Here is a 17,004-nt window from a genome sequence, read left to right as displayed (position 1 = left end):
ACCCCTCGCACCCAGTTACAGGCAGGAGACAGGCATGATCCTGATCCTCGAGCAGCTTCTGAACGGGCTGCAATACGGTGTCATGCTGTTCTTGCTGGCCGCCGGATTGACGCTGATCTTCGGGATCATGGGGGTGATCAACCTTGCCCACGGATCGCTTTACATGATCGGCGCCTTTGCGGGCACCTGGGTGGCGACGACGACAGGCAGTTTCTGGCTGGGCATTCCCGGCGGGCTGATTGCGGCGGCGCTTGTCGGCTTCCTGGTCGAGGCCACGGTGATCCGCAAACTCTATGCCCGCGACCATCTTGACCAGGTGCTGGCGACATTCGCGCTGATCCTGATCTTCAATCAGCTCATCATCCTGATCTTCGGCCGCCAGCCGATATTCACCCCGCTGCCCGAGGTCTTCTACGGCTCGGTCGAGATCATTCCCGGCCTGTTCTACCCGCCCTACCGGCTGCTGATCATCGCGGTGGGGCTGCTGGTGGCGGTGGGGCTTTATGTGCTGATCAACCGCACGCGGGTGGGGATGCTGGTGCGCGCCGGATCGACCAACCGCGACATGGTGCGCGCGCTGGGCGTGGACGTGCGGCTGCTTTACACCGTGGTTTTCGGCCTCGGGGCGTTGCTGGCGGGGCTGGCGGGTTACATGACCGGCCCGATCCTGGCGGTGCAGGTCGGCATGGGCGAGGATATCCTGCTGGCCACCTTCGTCGTGGTGGTAATCGGCGGCGTCGGCTCGATCAAGGGAGCGTTCGTCGCGGGGATCGGGCTGGGCGTGGTGGATACGATGCTGCGGGCCTTTCTGCCCACCATCCTGCGCGGGTTCATGGCGCCCTCCGATGCCGATGCGATCGGCGCCTCTGTTTCGTCTATGGGGATTTTCCTGCTGATGGCGATCGTTCTTCTGATCCGGCCCAAGGGCCTGTTCGCGGCGGGGGGCTGAGGCGATGCGCAAACTGATCCTTCCGATCCTGCTGATCGCGATCTTCGCGCTGATGCCGCTGATTGCCGACATGGTGGGCAAGAACGCCCTGATGACCCTGTCGGCGCGTATCCTGATGTATGCGATGGCGGCGGCCAGCCTGAACCTGATCCTGGGTTATGGCGGCATGGTGTCGTTCGGGCACGCGGCCTATTTCGGGGTGGGGGCCTATGTGGTGGGCATCCTCTATTCCCACTGGATGTCCGAGGTGCCGATATTCGGGCTGTTCCCCGGTTCCAACCAGCTTTTCGTGACGCTGCCCATCGCGATGGTGATGTCGGGCCTTGCGGCGCTGGTGATCGGGGCGCTGTCGCTGCGCACCGGGGGGGTGCAGTTCATCATGATCACGCTGGCATTTGCGCAGATGATATTCTTCCTCTTCGTGTCGCTGACTGCCTATGGCGGCGAGGACGGGATCATCATCCGCCGCGCGAACGAGGTGCCGGGCCTGAACATGCGCGACAAGACCACCGTCTACTATGTGATCCTTGTCGTCGCGGTGCTGTATTTCGCCTGGATGTGGCGGGTGGTGCATTCGTCTTTCGGGCAGGTTCTGAAAGGTATCCGCCAGAACGAGCGCCGGATGGAGGCGATGGGCATCGCCACCTACCGCTACAAGCTGTACGCCTTCGTGCTGGCGGGGATGGGGGCCGGTCTGGCCGGGGCGCTGATGGCGAATTTCCTGCGCTTCACCAGCCCCGACATGATGCACTGGACCAAGTCGGGCGAGATGATCATCATGGTGATCCTCGGCGGGCTGGGCACGTTCTTTGGCCCGATCCTGGGCGCGGCGGCCTTTCTGATCCTCGAATTCTACCTCGCCTCCTGGACCGAGCACTGGCAGCTTGGCCTCGGCCTGATCCTGCTGGTGGTGGTGCTGTTCACCAAGGGCGGGATCATCGGGGCGATCGCGCGCCTGAAAGGGGGCCGCGAATGACCGAGATTCTGCGCATCGAGAACCTGCAGAAACGGTTCGGCGGTCTTGTGGCGACCGACAATGTCTCGCTGGACGTGCATACCGGCGAAATCCACGCGCTGATCGGACCGAACGGGGCGGGGAAATCGACGCTGATCAACCAGCTTTGCGGCGAGCTGCGCCAGGATGCCGGCGTGATCCACCTGGCCGGGCGCGACATCAGCCACATGCCCGCGCCCGAACGGGTCGACCTTGGGCTGGGCCGCACATTCCAGGTGACCAGCCTGCTGGAGGATTTCACCGTCGCCGAAAACGTGGGCCTTGCGGTGCAGGCGCGTGACGGCGGCAATTTCCGCATTTTCGACAGGGTGACAGGCCGCACCTCTGTATGGGAAGAAACCGGCCACCTGCTGTCGGGCAGCCTGCTGAACGACCGCCGCGACGCCCGCGTGGCCGACCTGAGCCACGGCGAGAAGAAACAGCTGGAACTGGTGATGGCGCTGGCCACCCAGCCGCGCCTGCTGCTGCTGGACGAGCCGATGGCGGGGCTGGGGCATCTCGAATCGCAGCAGATGATCGACACGCTGAACGGGCTGCGCGGGGAGATGTCGATGCTGCTGGTCGAACACGACATGGAGGCGGTGTTCGCGCTGGCCGACCGTATCTCGGTCCTGGTCTATGGGCAGGTCATCATGACCGGCACCGCCGACGAGGTGCGCAACGACCCCCGCGTGCGCGAGGCTTACCTGGGAACGGAGGACGCCTGATGCTGACGGTCGATGGATTGCAGGCGGGATACGGCCACGCGCAGGTGCTGTTCGACGTGTCCCTGCAGGTGAACGAGGGCGAGCTGATCACACTGATGGGCCGCAACGGCATGGGCAAGACGACGACCGTGCGCTCTGTCATGGGTCTGCTGGGGCCGCGCGGCGGGCGTATCGTGTTCGACGGCAAGGACATTCACGGCGCCGCGCCCGAGCGTGTGGCGCGGCTGGGCGCGGGGCTGGTGCCCGAGGGGCGGCAGGTATTCCCGACGCTGACCGTGCGCGAGAACCTGATCGCCACCGCCGCCAACCGCCTGAACCGCCCAGACCCGTGGACGCTGGACAAGGTCTATGCGCTGTTCCCCCGGATGAAGGAACGCGCGGGCCAGATGGCCGGCACCCTGTCGGGCGGCGAACAGCAGATGCTGGCCGTGGGCCGGGCGCTGATGACCAACCCCAAGCTGCTGATCCTCGACGAGGCGACCGAGGGGCTGGCCCCGGTGATCCGGGCCGAGATCTGGCATGTCATCGAACAGCTCAAGGCGCAGGGCCAGTCGATCCTGCTGATCGACAAGAACATCGCCGTGCTCAAGCGGCTGGCGGACCGGCACTACATCCTTGAAAAGGGCAATGTCGTCTGGTCGGGCACCGGTGCCGATCTGGATCGCGATGCCGAACGGGTGCACGCCTATGTCGGGGTCTGAGCGTATCGCGCTGATCGGTGCGGGCGCCATAGGTGGACAGGTCGCGCGGTTATTGGCGGAACGGGATACGCCGGTTCGGATCGTGGCGGTGGGCGTATCCGACGCCAGCCGCGCGCGGGCGGTTCCCGCCGGCGCCATGGTGATCGACGACCCCGCCGCGCTGGCCGCCACCGGCGCCACGCTGGTGGTCGAGGCGGCGGGCCGCGCCAGCGTCGAATCCTGGGGCGTGGCGGCGTTGCAGGCGGGGGCGGATTTCGCGGTATCCTCGACCTCGGCCTTCGTGGACGATGGGCTGTTGACCCGGCTTCTGGCACTGGCCGACAGGCACGGGGCGCGCATCCTGATCCCGCCCGGTGCGCTGGGGGGCATCGACGCGCTGGCGGCGGCGGCGCGGATGGGGATGCACGGCGTCACCCATATCGTGACGAAACCCGCCGCCGCCTGGGCGGGGACCGAGGCGGAAACCCTGTGTGACCTTCACCGGCTGGCCGCGCCCGTCACCTTTTTCGAAGGCACCGCCCGCGCGGCGGCCGACCGCTTTCCCAGGAACGCCAATGTGGCGGTGATTTCCTCGCTTGCGGCGATGGGGCTGGACGATACCCGCATCGCGCTGGTGGCCGACCCGCAGGCGCGGCACAACACCCACCGGATCGAGGCCAGCGGCGATTTCGGCCGCATGACGGTCGAGATCGAGAACTACCCGCTGCCGGACAACCCGAAATCCAGCGCCATGACCGCGCTGAACCTTGTGCGGCTGATCGAGAACCGGGTGCAAAGGCTGGTGATATGACGTTCGATTCCGACCTGGGCCGCGCGCAGATCGACATGGATTACGACGCCCGTGCAACGGTCAGCGAGGCCGAATTTGCCGCGATCATTGCCGATTACCTGCGCTATTCCGACCAGGCGGCGGACTTGTTCATGGAACGCGAGGGCATCGTCTATGACCCCTGCGGCGAACGGATGGACCTGCTGGGTGCGGGCGGCACGAACCGGCCCGCGGTGATCTTCATCCACGGCGGATACTGGCGCGCGCTGTCGCGGCAGCATTCGCGGTTCCTGGCGCCGATGCTGGCCGCGCACGGGATTGCGACGCTGGTACCCGACTACAGGCTGGCGCCCGATGCGACGTTGCCCGAGATCATCCGCCAGATGCGCGCGGCGCTGGCCCATGCGTGGCACGGCGCCAAGGGGCTGGGCATCGACCAAAGCCGCATTTACGCGGTGGGCAGTTCCGCCGGCGGGCACCTTGCGGCCTGTCTGGCTGCGGGCGGCTGGCAGCGGGAATACGACCTGCCGGAACAGGCGCTTGCGGGCTGTATGCCGGTCAGCGGCCTGTTCGATCTGGCGCCCATCGCGCGGAGTTTGCCGCAGGACTGGCTGAACCTGTCCGGTGACGACATTCAGGCCACCAGCCCGCTGCGTCATATCCCGCAACAGGGCTGCCCGATGGTGGTCGCCCTGGCCGAGACCGAGGCGGCAGGGTTCAAGAGGCAGTCACAGGCATACGCCGACGCATGGTCGGCGGCGGGCCATCCGACGCGGCACATGGTGGTCGGGGGCCGCAACCATTTCGACGTGGTGCTGGACCTGTGCGGCGATCAGAGCGTATTGTCGCGCGCGCTTCTCGGGCTGGCCGGCGTGGGGTGAGGGAGGGCGGTGCGTGGAGTCCGGCAATGGTTTCTCCTTTGTTGAGGGTGGACCGCACGTCTTCTGCATCGGAACATAAGCGCACTTTCATGCGACCTGTCGCCAATGGCACGTGTGAGTCCTTCCACGACATTCGAACGATGCACTCCGCCCGGAACGGCCGCCCCCGGCCGGGCGATTGGCAGCCGCAAGCACTCCGCTTCGAAGGAGGATGTGGCGGCACGATAAAGTGCCATGCAACAAGCATCGGATCGCCCGACCACGGCCATGCGATGCCCGTCTGTTGCAAGCTGATCGGGCGGCAGGAGTTTCCTGCAAAACCACCGTTTCCGCCGTGACAATCAGCCGAACGCGATCCTTACCTGTCCGAAATCCCCGAAATCGGCGTCGATCCGTGCGCCGGGCGGGCATTCCACGGGGCGGATGAACGAGCCCGACAGGATCACCTGCCCGGCCTCGATCTTCTGGCCGTATCGTTCCATCCGGCGGGCCAGCCAGACCACGCTTTCCACCGGGTCGTTCAGGACGCCGGCGCCAAGGCCGGTTTCCTCGACCTCGCCGTTGCGGCTGACGATGGCGCCGACCCGGCGCAGGTCGTGGGCGCCGACCGCGTGGCGCCGGTCGCCCAGCACGATCCCGGCATTGGCGGCGTTGTCGCTGATCGTGTCGACGACCACGCGGGCCTTGCCGGTGGCCGGGTCGCTGCGCTGCACGCGGGTATCCAGGATCTCGATCGCGGGGGCGACGTGATCGGTGGCGGCGATCACGTCGTCGCGGGTGATCGTGCCGCCCGCCAGCGGGGCCTTCATGACAAAAGCGATCTCGGCCTCGATCCGCGGCTGGATGAACCGGCCCGCGGGCACGGTGCCGCCATCGGGAAACGCCATGTCGTCCATCAGCATTCCGCTGTCGGGGATGTCGATGTTCAACGCGTATTGCATCGCCTTCGAGGTCAGCCCGATCTTCCAGCCGATCACCTTGTGACCGGCCCTCTGGCGCCGGTCGATCAGCGCGGCCTGCACGGCATAGGCATCGTCCATCGTCATGCCCGGCCAGGTGGCCGACAAAAGCGGGCATTGCACGCCCGTCTGTTCCGCCTGCCACAGGATTTCGGCGGCGTCCTGATGCTCAAGCGGTGTCATGCCTCGTCCTCGACCGTGTTGCGCAGGGTGCCGATGCCGTCGACCGTCACCTCGACCACGTCGCCGGGTTGCAGGTAGCGCGGCGGATCGAAGCGCGCGCCCGCCCCGGTGGGCGTGCCGGTGACGATGATATCGCCGGGCACCAGTGTGGTGAAGGTAGAGATATAGGCGATTTCCTCGCGGATCGGGAACATCATGCGATCCAGCGTATCGTCCTGCCGGACCTCGCCGTTCACCCGCGTCACGATGCGCGCATCGTCCAGTTGCGCAGCATCGGTGAAGGGCACCAGCCACGGCCCCAGCGCGCCGGAATTGTCCCAGTTCTTGCCTTGGGTGACGTTGAATTTCGCGTGCCGCACCCAGTCGCGGATGGTGCCCTCGTTCGCCAGCGTCAGGGCGGCGATGTGGTCATAGGCCTTTTCGGCCGCGATGCGCCGCCCGCCCTTGCCGATCACGATGGCAACCTCGCCCTCGTAATCGAGCGTGTGGTTCTCCGGCGGGCGGATCAGGGGCTGGTCATGGCCGGTGAAACTGCGCGGGAAACGGGGAAACAGCGACATGTGTTTCGGCTGGTCGCTGCCATCCCTGTATTCCGCGTTGCGGTCGGGAAAGTTGACGCCGACGCAGATGATCTTTTCCGGGGCCGGGATCGGCGGCAGATAGCGGTATTCGCCGGCCATATGCGTGGGCGCGCGGCCCTGCGCGGCATCCGCCAACTGCCCCAGTGCGCCGGCGGCGATCACCTCGCGCAGGGTGGGCCATTGCGGGAGATCGGGCGACAGCGCGACGAAACCGTCGTCGGTGATCGCCCCGTATAGCTGGCCCTCGTCCGTTTCGACCGTTGCGATGCGGGTCATGATGCGGCTCTCCGTTCCGGTGTCAGGGGGCAATGATCGGCTGCGCCTTCAGCGCGGCCTCGTGCGGGGTGACACCATCGAACAGCGATCCCTCCTCGAACCAGGAACGCGGCGCTGCCGCCCCCCAGAGCGTCTGGCGCTGCGGGTCTTTCAGATCCCACTTGATCGGTTCGAGATCGGGATCGACCGTCTGGTAATCCGAGCAATAGATCTCGATCCGGTGGCCATCGGGATCGCGGATGTAAAGGAAAAAGGCGTTGGAAATTCCGTGCCGCCCCGGACCGCGTTCGATGTTGTCGACCCAGCCTGTCGTGCTCATCAGATCCAGCAGGTCGATGATGTTCAGCGGCGTCGGCACCCAGAACGCGGTGTGATGCAGGCGCGGGCCGGTGCCGTTGGTAAAGGCGATATCGTGCACGCCGCCCTTGCGATGCGTCCATGCCGCCCAGAGCCGGCCGGTTTCCTCGTCCTCGGTATATTCGGTCACGCGAAAGCCAAGCTCGTTATAGAAGGCCACGCTTTCGTCCACGTCGGGCGAGAACACGTTGAAATGGTCGATGCGCAGCGGCTTGACCCCGCGATAAAGCTTGTATTGCTGGTGGATCGGCGGCAGCCGGTCCATGCGCACGTAGAATTCCAGCGGGATGCCATGCGGATCGCGCGTGCGGAAGGTGCGTGACTGATAGGGGCGGTCCACCCATTCCACCGGCAGGCCCTTGTCCCTGAAGAACGCCTCGGCCGCGTCCAGCGACGCCTCGTCATACAGCTTGAACCCCAGGTCGCGTGCGCTGGCCGTATCGCCCTTGCGCAGCACGATACAGTGGTGGCCGCGTTCCTCCATCGCGCGGAGATAGATCGCCTCGCTGTCCTCGTCGGTGACCTGCAGGCCCAGCGTATCGACATAAAAGGCGCGCGATTTCGCAAGGTCGGTGACCGTCAGCTCGACATGGCTGAGCCGGACGATGTTGAAGGCGGGGTAAAGGTTAGGGGCGGGTACGGGCATCTGTTTGTCCTCCTCGGGCTTGGCGCGCGTTTCCTTGGGAACCGTCAGGCCCCCAGCCGTGGGATATTGTGCTGGCCGATGGCAAAGCCGATATGCTTTTGCTCCATGTAGAATTCGAACGACCAGTCGCCGCCGTCGCGGCCGATGCCGCTGGCCTTGACCCCGCCAAAGGGCGTGGGCAGGTGGCGGACGTTTTCGCTGTTCACCCAGATCATGCCCGCCTCGAGCGCGTTGGTAAACCGGATCGCGCGGGACAGGTCACTGGTCCAGACATAGGCGGTCAGGCCATAGGGCACGTCATTGGCGATGCTCAGCGCCTCGTCCTCGGTGCCGAACGGGATCGCGGTCAGGACCGGGCCGAATATTTCCTCCTGCGCGATGCGCATCCGGTTGGTGGCGTGGGTGAACAGGGTGGGCCGCACGTAATGGCCTGGCCGGTCCAGCGGCGCACCGCCGGCGGCGACGGTCGCGCCATCCTGTTTCGCCACGTCGAAATAGCTGCACACCTTGTCGAAATGCACCTTGTGGATCAGCGGCCCGACCTCGGTCGCCGGGTCCAGTGGATGACCGACGCGGATGTTATTCACCCGCTCGGTCAGCTTTGCGATGAATTCGGGCGCCACGCTGTCCTGCACCAGCAGCCGCGAGGACGAGGTGCAGCGTTCGCCGTTCAGCGAATAGATCATGAAGATCGCGGCATCCAGCGCACGGTCAAGGTCGGCGTCGTCGAACACGATGACCGGGTTCTTGCCGCCCAGTTCAAAATGCACGCGCTTCAGCGTGTCGGCGCCCTGTTTCATGATCATGCTGCCGGTTTTCGATTCACCGACAAAGGCGATGGCGCGGATATCGGGGTGTTCGGTCAGCGCGCGGCCCGCATCCTCGCCAAAGCCGTTGACAAGGTTCCACACGCCCGGCGGCAGCCCGGCCTGTTCGGCGATTTCCATCAGGATGCGCGCGGTCACGGGGCTGAACTCGGCCGGTTTGTGCACCACCGTGCAGCCTGCGGCCAGCGCCGGGGCGATCTTCCACGTGGACAGCATGAAGGGCGTGTTCCAGGGCGTGATAACGCCCACCGGGCCGATGGGCACACGGGTGGTGACGTTCATCAGCGTGGCCGAGGGCAGGTGCTGCCCGTCCCGCGCAGACGGCGCGCGGTCGGCGAAAAAGCGGAAATTCTCGGCCCCGCGCAGCGCGGCCTTGGACATGAAGCGCAGCGCCTGGCCGGTGTCCCAGCATTCGGCCAGTGCGATTTCCCCGGCGCGGGCGACGATGCCGTCGGCGATGGCGTGCAGCACCTTCCTGCGCTCGGTCGCGGGCATGTCGCGCCACGCCGGGAACGCGGCCCTTGCCGCCTGCGCCGCCGCGTCGATATCCGCCGCCCCCGATTTCGCCACGTCGCAGATAAAGCTTTCGTCGACCGGCGAATGGTTGGCGAAGGTCGCCCCCGATTGCGCGGGCATGTCCTGCCCGCCGATCCGGTTCATCACGCCGGTGTCGCGGATGCGGGCAAGGATCGGTTGCAGCTTGGACAGGTTGGTTTCCAGTTCGGACATGGATCAGCCTTTCAGGTCGTCGGGCAGGTGGTCGCGGATGGTGCCCGTCTTGGGCGACAGGTCCGGGTCGATATCGCGCATCTCGAACGACAGGGCGACCGGGCGCCCTGCCATCACCGGCGCAAGGAAATCGCGCGCCGCTTCGAAAATCTGCGCGGTCGCGCGCTTGCGGGTTTCAAGGTCCCGGCCGCCGCGCAGGCGGAGAGAGATGTCGATATAGCCGTGTTTCGGATCGCCATCGGCGATCGAGACATGGCTGGCCGCAAAGGCGCGCACCCGCACCCCGGCAAGGGGCAGGACGCCGGTATCTGTCGCCGCGCGGCGCAGAAGGTCACAAAACGCGGCCATGTCGACCGCCTCTTCCAGGTTGGCCGAGTAATCCACGGTGATGTGGGGCATCGGGCGATTCCTCCTCTTTCGATTAACATGTTAAATAAATGCGGCAGGTTGCGTCAAGCCTGCATGTTGCGCGATGGCGCTTTTCGGGGCAAAGAGGTCGCCATGACGAGAACCCAGGCGCCAGAAACCAACCGATCGCTGCCCATCGCGCTGTTGCGCGCGCGGGAAAAGGTCATGGGCCCGATCCGGGCCATGCTGGCCGATGTCGGTGTCACCGAACAGCAGTGGCGCGTTCTGCGCGTGCTGGACGAGCGCGGGCCGCTCGACCCGACCGAGATCGCGGATCGCTCCTGCCTGCTGCTGCCCAGCCTGACGCGAATCCTGCAGACGCTTGAGGGCAAGGCGCTGGTCAGCCGCGCGCCGCACCCGACCGACCGGCGCAAGCAGGTGGTGACCATCACCGGGGCGGGGCAGACCCTGATCGCCGAGAACCTGCAGGAAAGCCAGCGGCTGAATGCCTGGCTGCGCGACAGTTTCGGGTCGGACAAGCTGAACGCGCTGCTGGACCTGCTGAACGAGCTTGACCGGCTCGACCGTCCCGACGGGCGCTGAAACCGCGCGGTTTCCGCCCGAAAGCGCGCGGTCAGGCCGCGCCCTTCGGCACCACCCCCTGCGCCACCCATGCGTCGAAAATCTCCAGCACCGCCGCGCTGAAGGCATCGTCGTTGATATGGCAATCCAGCACCCGCAGCTCGGTCGTGTCGGGCACCGCTTCCTGCATCGCTTCGTTGAAGGCCGTTAGCCCCTCGGCATCGTGCAGCGGTGCGCCGGGGCGGTCCCATTCGTTGCCGCCGCCCGTGGGCAGGACAAAGACCGACGGCCCGGTGGCCTGCGCCAGCCTGTCGCCCAGAACGCCCGCGATCTCGTGCCGTTCCTGCGTGGTCAGCACCACCGAGGTCAGCAGCCGGTTATGCGCATGCGTCGGGCGTCCCTGCAGGCGTTCGGGGATCGGTTGCCAGCCGATCAGGTCGACAAGATCGTAGCAGGCCGAGGACACGATTTGCGGGATGCCCTTGCGGCCCGCATTGGTTGCCCGGTCGGCACCCGCCGATATGCCCGATCCCATGTGGTGATTGACCACCTCCTGCGTTGCGAAATCCATCACGCAGGCAAAGGCACCCTCGGCGGCAAGGCTTTCGAACGCCCGCCCGCCCATGCCGGTGGCGTGGAACACCGCCACCTCGTAGCCGCGCCTTTCCAGTTCGGGTTTCAGCGTGACCATGTAATGCAGGATCGTCTTGCCGAAGCTGGTCATGCCGATCAGCGGGCGGTCGCGCCTGGGCGGTTCGACCGCGCGCGCCGCCCCCAGCACCGCGCCCGCCGCCTGTGACAGCGAGGATTTGCAGACCGAGTTGAGACCGTACAGCCCGCCCGCCCACAGGATCATCTGGATATCGGCGGCCAGCCGTTCCGGCGGCAGCATGGCCGAGAAGCTGACGGTCGAGACCACGTATTTCGGCACGCCCAGCGGCAGCGCCGCGCAGACATCCAGCGCCAGGTCGGTGCCCATCGTGCCGCCAAGGGCGATCACACCATGAATGGCGCCCTCGCGGTACAGACGCAAAGCCTCGGACGCGGCGCCGCTGGCCATGATCTGCATGGCGACGTTTTCATCCCCGCTGTCGATTGCGGCCTTGATGGAGCTTCCGCCGGCCTCGGCCACCCGGTGCTTGGAGATATCGCAGGGCTGGCTTGGGTCGCCCAGCACGCTGACATCCATCGTCATCACGCCCCCGCCCTGCGCGCGGATGCACTGGCCGAGGTAGTTCAGCTCGTCATCCTTGGTGTCGTAGGTGCCCACGATCAGGATGGTCTTGTCGGCACTCATGGGGTTCCTCCGTTCAGGTAGCGTTCGGCCAGCGGCAGGGCGGTGGCGATTGCGCGGGCCGAGCGTTCGGCCCCGCCCGGTTCGGCCAGACGCGGGATGATCCAGCCCGGATAGGTCAGCGCGCGCAGCAGCAGGAACAGGTCCAGCGTCCTGTCATCCACACGCCTGCGTATGGAATACCCCTCGACCAGCGCGGCGCGGATATCGGCATAGTCCGGCGCATCGAGCTGCCGCATCAGGAAGGTGGCCAGTTCGAAATCCCGAAAGCCCCAGCCGCCATCGTCGAAGTCGATCAGATACAGCGCCTCGCCATCGCGCATGATGTTCTCGGTGATCGCGTCGGCATGGATCAGGCCGTAATCCAGGTCACGCTCTTGCGCGGCAAGGTCCGATGCCGCCCGGTTGCGGGCGGTTTCGAACAGCGCGCGCTCTGCGTCGCCGAGATCGGGATGTTCCCAGAACCGGCCCCAGAGCGGGTCGTCGCCCAAAAGCCCGGCCCGGTCCCAGGCGGGGCGGGTAAAGCCGGGCGGCGGGGTCCACGCATCCGACAGGTCGTGCAACTGCGCCAGAACCCTGCCCAGCCGGTGCGCAAGGGCGGGGCGGTCGGCCACGCCCTCGATCGCGCCGCCCGCGCCCAGCATCTGCCCCGGCAGCCATGTCAGCACATCCACCAGCTTGCCGTCCACCTCAGCCGTCAGGCCGCCATCGGGCAGGGGGATCGGGCGCGGCACGGCCATGCCGCCCGCCGCCAGCGCGGCCATCCATTGCAGTTCCGAGCGCAGCTCGGCCTCGCTGCGGTATCCGGGGCGGTGCAGGCGCAGGGCGAACTGCCCGCGTGGGTCGGTCACCCTGTAAACGGCGTTTTCGCGCCGGGCGGCCAGTGTCACCCCGTCCGGGTCGAAGCCCCATAACAGGGCGGCGGATCTTGCGCGCGCGTCGCTCATGCCAGCGGGGTTTCCGCAAGGACGGTGTCGAGCGTTTCGATCACCTGGTCGACATTTTCGCGCGAAAACACCATCGGCGGGCGCATCTTCAACACGTTGTAATGCCGCCCGAGGAAATTCAGCAGCACCCCGCGCTGGCGCATCCCGTTCGCCACGCGCTTGGTAAAGGCGGTGGCCGGTTCCTTCGTCGCCCGGTCCAGCACCATTTCCGCGCCGAAGAACAGGCCCGATCCCCGCACGTCGCCGATGCAGTCGTGCCGGTCGGCCAGTTGCCGCAAACCCTGCCTGGCATAGGCGCCGACATCGGCGGCATTGGCCTGCAACCCGTCCTCCTGCACCACGCGCAGGGTCGCCATCGCCGCCGCGCAGGATACCGGGTTGCCGCCGAAGGTGTTGAAGTAACGGAAATTGTTGCGGAATGCATACATCGTATCGCGCGGCGCGATGACGGCGGCGACCGGGTGGCCATTGGCCATCGGCTTGCCGATGGTGACGATATCGGGGGTAAAGCCGATCTTTTCATGCCCCCAGAAATGGCTGCCCAGGCGGCCGAAACCGGGCTGCACCTCGTCCGCGATGATGACGCCACCGGCCTTGCGCACAACCTCGACCGTGGGGTCGAGCCAGCCGGCGGGCAGGTCGGGGAAGCCTTCGTTGGCGAAGAAGGGGCAGAGGATCAGGGTGGAAAACCCATGCCCTTTCTGTTCCAGCAGGGCGATCTGTTTTTCCACCTCGACCGCGAAGGCGCGGGCATGGGCCATGCCGCCCTCGCCCCCCAGAGGGCGATAGCTGTCGGGCGCGGGCACGAAGCCCACATTGTCCCAATAGCCCCCCGGCGGCGGGTTCGAGCGGGACAGCTGGTGAACGGCGGTGGTGTTGCCGTGATAGGTGTGGTCGGTGGCGATCACGCCGGTCTTGCCGGTCAGCGCCTGCGCCATGCGCAGCGCCACGTCGTTCGCCTCGGACCCGGTGCAGCACATCAGCGCGGTGTCGAAGGTGGGGCCGAAGGTGGCGGTCAGCGCCTCGACGTAATCGAGGATGCCCTCGTGCAGATACCGCGTGTGGGTGTTCAGCGTGCCCGCCTGTTCGCAGATTGCCTGCACCACCTTCGGGTGGCAATGGCCCACATGCGGCACGTTGTTGTAGCAATCGAGATATTGCCGCCCGTCGGCATCCCACAGGTGCACGCCCTGGCCGCGCACAAGATGCACGGGGTCGTCGTAAAAGGTAGACATGTTGGGGCCCAGCAGGCGGGCGCGGCGGTCCAGTAAGGTTTCGGTCACAGTTGCATCCATGCGGTCTTGAGGTTGAAATACTTGTCGAAGGCGTGCAGCGACTTGTCGTGACCATTGCCCGACTGGCCGACGCCGCCAAGGGGCACCGTGTTGTCGGCGCCGCCATAGGTGTTCACATGCACGACGCCCGCGCGGATGCCGCGCACCATCGCGTGCGCGCGCGACAGGTTCGCCGTCCAGACACCGGCCGCCAGCCCGTAATCGGTGGAATTGGCGATGCGCAGGGCGTCCTTGTCGCTGTCGAAGGCGGTGACCGCCAGCACGGGGCCGAACACCTCTTCCTGCGCTATGCGGTGGTCGGGGGCCACGTCGGTGATGATCGTGGGTTCCATGTAATAGCCGCCGGTGGATTCGAGGATGCGGCTGCCGCCAAGGGCGATGGTATTGCCCTGTTTCCGCGCATCCGCCACGAAGCCGAGATTGCCCAATAGCTGCGTTTCGGAGTTGATCGCGCCGATCTGGCTGGATAGGTCCAGCGGGTCGCCGACGCGCAGTTTCTTCGCCTCGTCCGCCAGCAGGGCCACGAAATCGTCGTGGATCGACCGTTCCACCAGCAGGCGCGATCCGGCCACGCAGACCTGCCCGGAATTGCGGAAGATGCCCATCGCGCTGACCCTGGCCGCAATGGCCAGGTCGGGCGCGTCGGCAAAGACCACGTTGGGGGATTTCCCGCCCAGTTCCAGGTAGACGCGCTTCAGGTTGGAGCGGGCGGAATATTCCAGCAGCCGCCGGCCCGTCGCGCCCGAGCCGGTGAAGACCAGAACGTCGACGTCATGTGACAGCGCCAGCGCCTCGCCCGCGATCGCGCCCTGCCCGGTGACCACGTTCAGCACGCCATCGGGCAACCCGCATTCCATGCAGATTTCCGCCAGCCTGAGCAGCGAAAGCGAGGCGGTTTCCGCCGGTTTCAACACCACGGAATTGCCCGCCGCCAGTGCCGGGGCCAGTTTCCACGCGCCGATCATCAGCGGGAAGTTCCACGGCACGATGGCGCCCACCACGCCCACCGGCTCGCGGTGGACAAGGCCCAGCACGTCGGGCGCGGTCGGGGCGATCTCGCCATAGACCTTGTCCAGCGCCTCGGCGTAATAGCGGAAGGTGCCGGCGGCCGATCCCGGCTCGGCCTTGAGCGCCATGTTCAACTCGGTTCCGTTGTCGCGCACGCCCAGCACGGCCAGTTCCAGCGCCTCGGCCTCCAGCCGGTCGGCGATCCTGTGCAGCACCTTCTTGCGGCCCGCCGGCGCCAGGCGCGACCAGCGCCCGTCGTCGAAGGCACGCCGCGCGGCGGCGCAGGCGCGGGCCACGTCATTGGCACCGGCGCGTTCGATCGTGGTCAGTTTCTGTCCGTCGATCGGCGAGAGAACATCGAGCGTTTCGCCCGAAGCTTTTTCCCACGCTCCGTCAACAAGTAATCTCTGCGGCGCGACAGGTGTGTGCCGAAGGTCGTCGATGAGTGCTTGGTCGACCATTTTTCCTGCTTAAGCTCCTTGCGATCCAGCCAGACACGGCGGAAATGGATGAACAACACGCCCAGGATCATCACGAAAAGGATCATGGCGATCGGGCGTTCGATAAAGTCGAAGGGGGTTTTGACCCGCGCCATGCCGGCGCGCAGCTTGACCTCCATGATACCGCCCAGAACCATCCCGAGGATGATCGGCACGGCAGGCAGGGACAGGCGTTTCAGGACAAAGCCGATCAGCCCGAACACGGCGGCGATGATGCAATCGGTGGCCGAGTTGCGCAGCGAATAGACCCCGACGAAAGACAGCGTGAGGATGCAGACCCCCAGGAACCGGTTGGGGATTTTCACCACCTTTATCAGCTGGTTGGTGGCGAACAGCAGGAACACCAGCACGATCACGTTCAGGATCAGCAGCGCCAGATACAGCGCCACGACGAAGGGCATGTCGTTCTGGAAAAGCTGCGGGCCCGGCACGACGTTGTGCACGTAAAAGACGCTGAGCATCATCGCGGTCAGCGCCTCGCCCGGGATGCCGAGCGCCAGCAGCGGCACCATCGCGGCGGCGGGCACGGCGTTGTTGGATGTCTCTGCCGCGATCAGCCCCTCGCTCGACCCGTGGCCGAAATCATCGGGCCGTTTCGAGGATTTCTGCGCATAGGTATAGGACAGGAATTGCGCGGTAAACTCGCCCACGCCGGGGATCATGCCCATGACCACGCCGAAACCGGCCGACACACCGGCCACGCGCGGGTGGCGGCCCAGTTCGCGCAGGCCCTGGAACAGCCCGCCCTTGAGCCTGGTGATGCGGGTTTTCTCGTCCTCGCCCTGCAGCAGGAAAAACGCCTGTGACAGTGCGAACAGGCCCAGCACCACCACGATCAGGTCGATCCCCGAGGACAGGAACGACTGGTCGAAGGTGTAGCGTTTGGAATATTTGACCGCCTCAAGCCCCACGGTGTTCAGGAAGATGCCGAAGCAGGCCAGCGCCGCCGCGATCAGCGACTGGCCGCGATGGGCGACGACCACGAGGATGATACCCAGAAGCGCGGCAAGAAAGATCTCGCGGCTGCCGAACAGCGGGGCGACTTTTGCCAGCACGGGCGCGAACAGGATCAGGCAGATGACGGAAAACACCCCGCCGAAGAACGAGGAAGAATAGGCCAGGCTCAGCGCGCGCCGCGCCTCGCCCCGGGCGGTCATCGGAAACCCGTCATAGGTGGTCAGCGCGTTTACCGCCGTGCCGGGCGTGTTGATCAGGATCGCCGGGATCGCCCCGCCATACATCGAACTGCCATAGATGCCCAAAAGCACGGTCAGCCCCACTATCGGGTCCATGCTGAAGGTCGCTGGCAGCAGGATGGCAATGGCCACGGCCGGGCCCACGCCGGGTATTGCGCCGATCAGGACGCCGCCGACCGATCCGGCCAGCAGCGCCAGAACCACGTCCCAGCGGGCAAGGATATCGAGGCTGGAGAACAGAATATCCATGTCGC

Annotated in this window: 17 protein-coding genes; 7 read left to right on the top strand and 10 right to left on the bottom strand. The window is 66.0% G+C overall.

The genetic code is table 11. From position 1 onward, the window contains the following. Window positions 1-34: 34 nt before the first annotated feature. Genes F3H87_RS12960 through F3H87_RS12935 form a run of 6 tightly spaced genes read left to right on the top strand, consistent with a single transcriptional unit; the run spans window position 35 to window position 5,022 of the window. Window positions 35-949: a branched-chain amino acid ABC transporter permease gene (locus tag F3H87_RS12960; RefSeq protein WP_149788307.1), complete on the top strand. Its 915-nt coding sequence runs from the start codon at window positions 35-37 to the stop codon at window positions 947-949. A 4-nt stretch (window positions 950-953) separates the two neighbouring features. Then, the gene (locus tag F3H87_RS12955; protein ID WP_149788308.1) at window positions 954-1,925 is read left to right on the top strand and encodes a branched-chain amino acid ABC transporter permease; all 972 of its coding nucleotides are present in this window, start codon (window positions 954-956) and stop codon (window positions 1,923-1,925) included. Further along, on the top strand, window positions 1,922-2,671 hold the full coding sequence (locus F3H87_RS12950) for an ABC transporter ATP-binding protein (protein WP_149788309.1): 750 nt from the start codon (window positions 1,922-1,924) through the stop codon (window positions 2,669-2,671). The genes F3H87_RS12955 and F3H87_RS12950 overlap by 4 nt, the downstream gene beginning before the upstream one ends. Beyond that, on the top strand, window positions 2,671-3,372 hold the full coding sequence (locus F3H87_RS12945; RefSeq protein WP_149788310.1) for an ABC transporter ATP-binding protein: 702 nt from the start codon (window positions 2,671-2,673) through the stop codon (window positions 3,370-3,372). Before F3H87_RS12950 ends, F3H87_RS12945 begins: the two co-directional genes overlap by 1 nt. Beyond that, the gene (locus F3H87_RS12940; RefSeq protein WP_149788311.1) at window positions 3,359-4,162 is read left to right on the top strand and encodes an aspartate dehydrogenase; all 804 of its coding nucleotides are present in this window, start codon (window positions 3,359-3,361) and stop codon (window positions 4,160-4,162) included. The genes F3H87_RS12945 and F3H87_RS12940 overlap by 14 nt, the downstream gene beginning before the upstream one ends. Further along, a complete protein-coding gene (locus F3H87_RS12935; RefSeq protein ID WP_149788312.1) occupies window positions 4,159-5,022 on the top strand; it encodes an alpha/beta hydrolase in 864 nt (287 codons plus the stop codon). The genes F3H87_RS12940 and F3H87_RS12935 overlap by 4 nt, the downstream gene beginning before the upstream one ends. Before the next feature lie 341 nt (window positions 5,023-5,363). Here the strand turns inward: F3H87_RS12935 and hpaH are convergent, their stop codons facing one another. Genes hpaH through F3H87_RS12910 form a run of 5 tightly spaced genes read right to left on the bottom strand, consistent with a single transcriptional unit; the run spans window position 5,364 to window position 9,979 of the window. Further along, window positions 5,364-6,164 carry a 2-oxo-hept-4-ene-1,7-dioate hydratase gene (hpaH, locus tag F3H87_RS12930; RefSeq protein WP_149788313.1) on the bottom strand — a complete coding sequence of 267 codons (801 nt, stop codon included), beginning with the start codon at window positions 6,162-6,164 and terminating at the stop codon, window positions 5,364-5,366. Then, window positions 6,161-7,021, bottom strand: a complete 861-nt coding sequence (locus F3H87_RS12925; protein ID WP_149788314.1) for a fumarylacetoacetate hydrolase family protein — start codon at window positions 7,019-7,021, stop codon at window positions 6,161-6,163. Before F3H87_RS12925 ends, hpaH begins: the two co-directional genes overlap by 4 nt. A 22-nt stretch (window positions 7,022-7,043) precedes the next feature. Further along, window positions 7,044-8,024, bottom strand: a complete 981-nt coding sequence (gene hpaD, locus F3H87_RS12920; protein WP_149788315.1) for a 3,4-dihydroxyphenylacetate 2,3-dioxygenase — start codon at window positions 8,022-8,024, stop codon at window positions 7,044-7,046. A 44-nt stretch (window positions 8,025-8,068) separates the two neighbouring features. Further along, entirely contained in the window at window positions 8,069-9,580 is a 1,512-nt protein-coding gene (hpaE, locus tag F3H87_RS12915; protein ID WP_149788316.1) for a 5-carboxymethyl-2-hydroxymuconate semialdehyde dehydrogenase, read from the bottom strand. 3 nt (window positions 9,581-9,583) lie between these two features. Next, on the bottom strand, window positions 9,584-9,979 hold the full coding sequence (locus tag F3H87_RS12910; protein WP_149788317.1) for a 5-carboxymethyl-2-hydroxymuconate Delta-isomerase: 396 nt from the start codon (window positions 9,977-9,979) through the stop codon (window positions 9,584-9,586). Window positions 9,980-10,081: 102 nt separating this feature from the next. On the opposite strand from F3H87_RS12910, the gene hpaR reads away from it, so the two are divergent. Continuing rightward, the gene (hpaR, locus tag F3H87_RS12905) at window positions 10,082-10,531 is read left to right on the top strand and encodes a homoprotocatechuate degradation operon regulator HpaR (RefSeq protein WP_149788318.1); all 450 of its coding nucleotides are present in this window, start codon (window positions 10,082-10,084) and stop codon (window positions 10,529-10,531) included. Between the two features lie 31 nt (window positions 10,532-10,562). On the opposite strand, the gene F3H87_RS12900 is transcribed toward hpaR, so the two are convergent. The 5 genes from F3H87_RS12900 to F3H87_RS12880 are packed head-to-tail and all read right to left on the bottom strand — an operon-like array spanning window position 10,563 to window position 16,999. Then, window positions 10,563-11,807 (bottom strand): Tm-1-like ATP-binding domain-containing protein, encoded by a 1,245-nt coding sequence (locus F3H87_RS12900; RefSeq protein ID WP_149788319.1) that lies wholly within the window; start codon window positions 11,805-11,807, stop codon window positions 10,563-10,565. Next, the gene (locus F3H87_RS12895) at window positions 11,804-12,751 is read right to left on the bottom strand and encodes a phosphotransferase enzyme family protein (protein WP_149788320.1); all 948 of its coding nucleotides are present in this window, start codon (window positions 12,749-12,751) and stop codon (window positions 11,804-11,806) included. The genes F3H87_RS12900 and F3H87_RS12895 overlap by 4 nt, the downstream gene beginning before the upstream one ends. Further along, a complete protein-coding gene (locus F3H87_RS12890; RefSeq protein WP_394852162.1) occupies window positions 12,748-14,034 on the bottom strand; it encodes an aspartate aminotransferase family protein in 1,287 nt (428 codons plus the stop codon). Before F3H87_RS12890 ends, F3H87_RS12895 begins: the two co-directional genes overlap by 4 nt. Further along, window positions 14,031-15,398: an aldehyde dehydrogenase family protein gene (locus tag F3H87_RS12885; RefSeq protein WP_262974984.1), complete on the bottom strand. Its 1,368-nt coding sequence runs from the start codon at window positions 15,396-15,398 to the stop codon at window positions 14,031-14,033. Before F3H87_RS12885 ends, F3H87_RS12890 begins: the two co-directional genes overlap by 4 nt. After that, window positions 15,380-16,999 (bottom strand): tripartite tricarboxylate transporter permease, encoded by a 1,620-nt coding sequence (locus tag F3H87_RS12880; RefSeq protein WP_149788322.1) that lies wholly within the window; start codon window positions 16,997-16,999, stop codon window positions 15,380-15,382. Before F3H87_RS12880 ends, F3H87_RS12885 begins: the two co-directional genes overlap by 19 nt. Between the last annotated feature and the right edge of the window lie 5 nt (window positions 17,000-17,004).

The organism is Lutimaribacter pacificus (assembly GCF_900142185.1).
GTDB classification, from domain to species: Bacteria; Pseudomonadota; Alphaproteobacteria; order Rhodobacterales; family Rhodobacteraceae; genus Lutimaribacter; species Lutimaribacter pacificus.
This window is presented reverse-complemented; position numbering and strand designations above follow the sequence as displayed.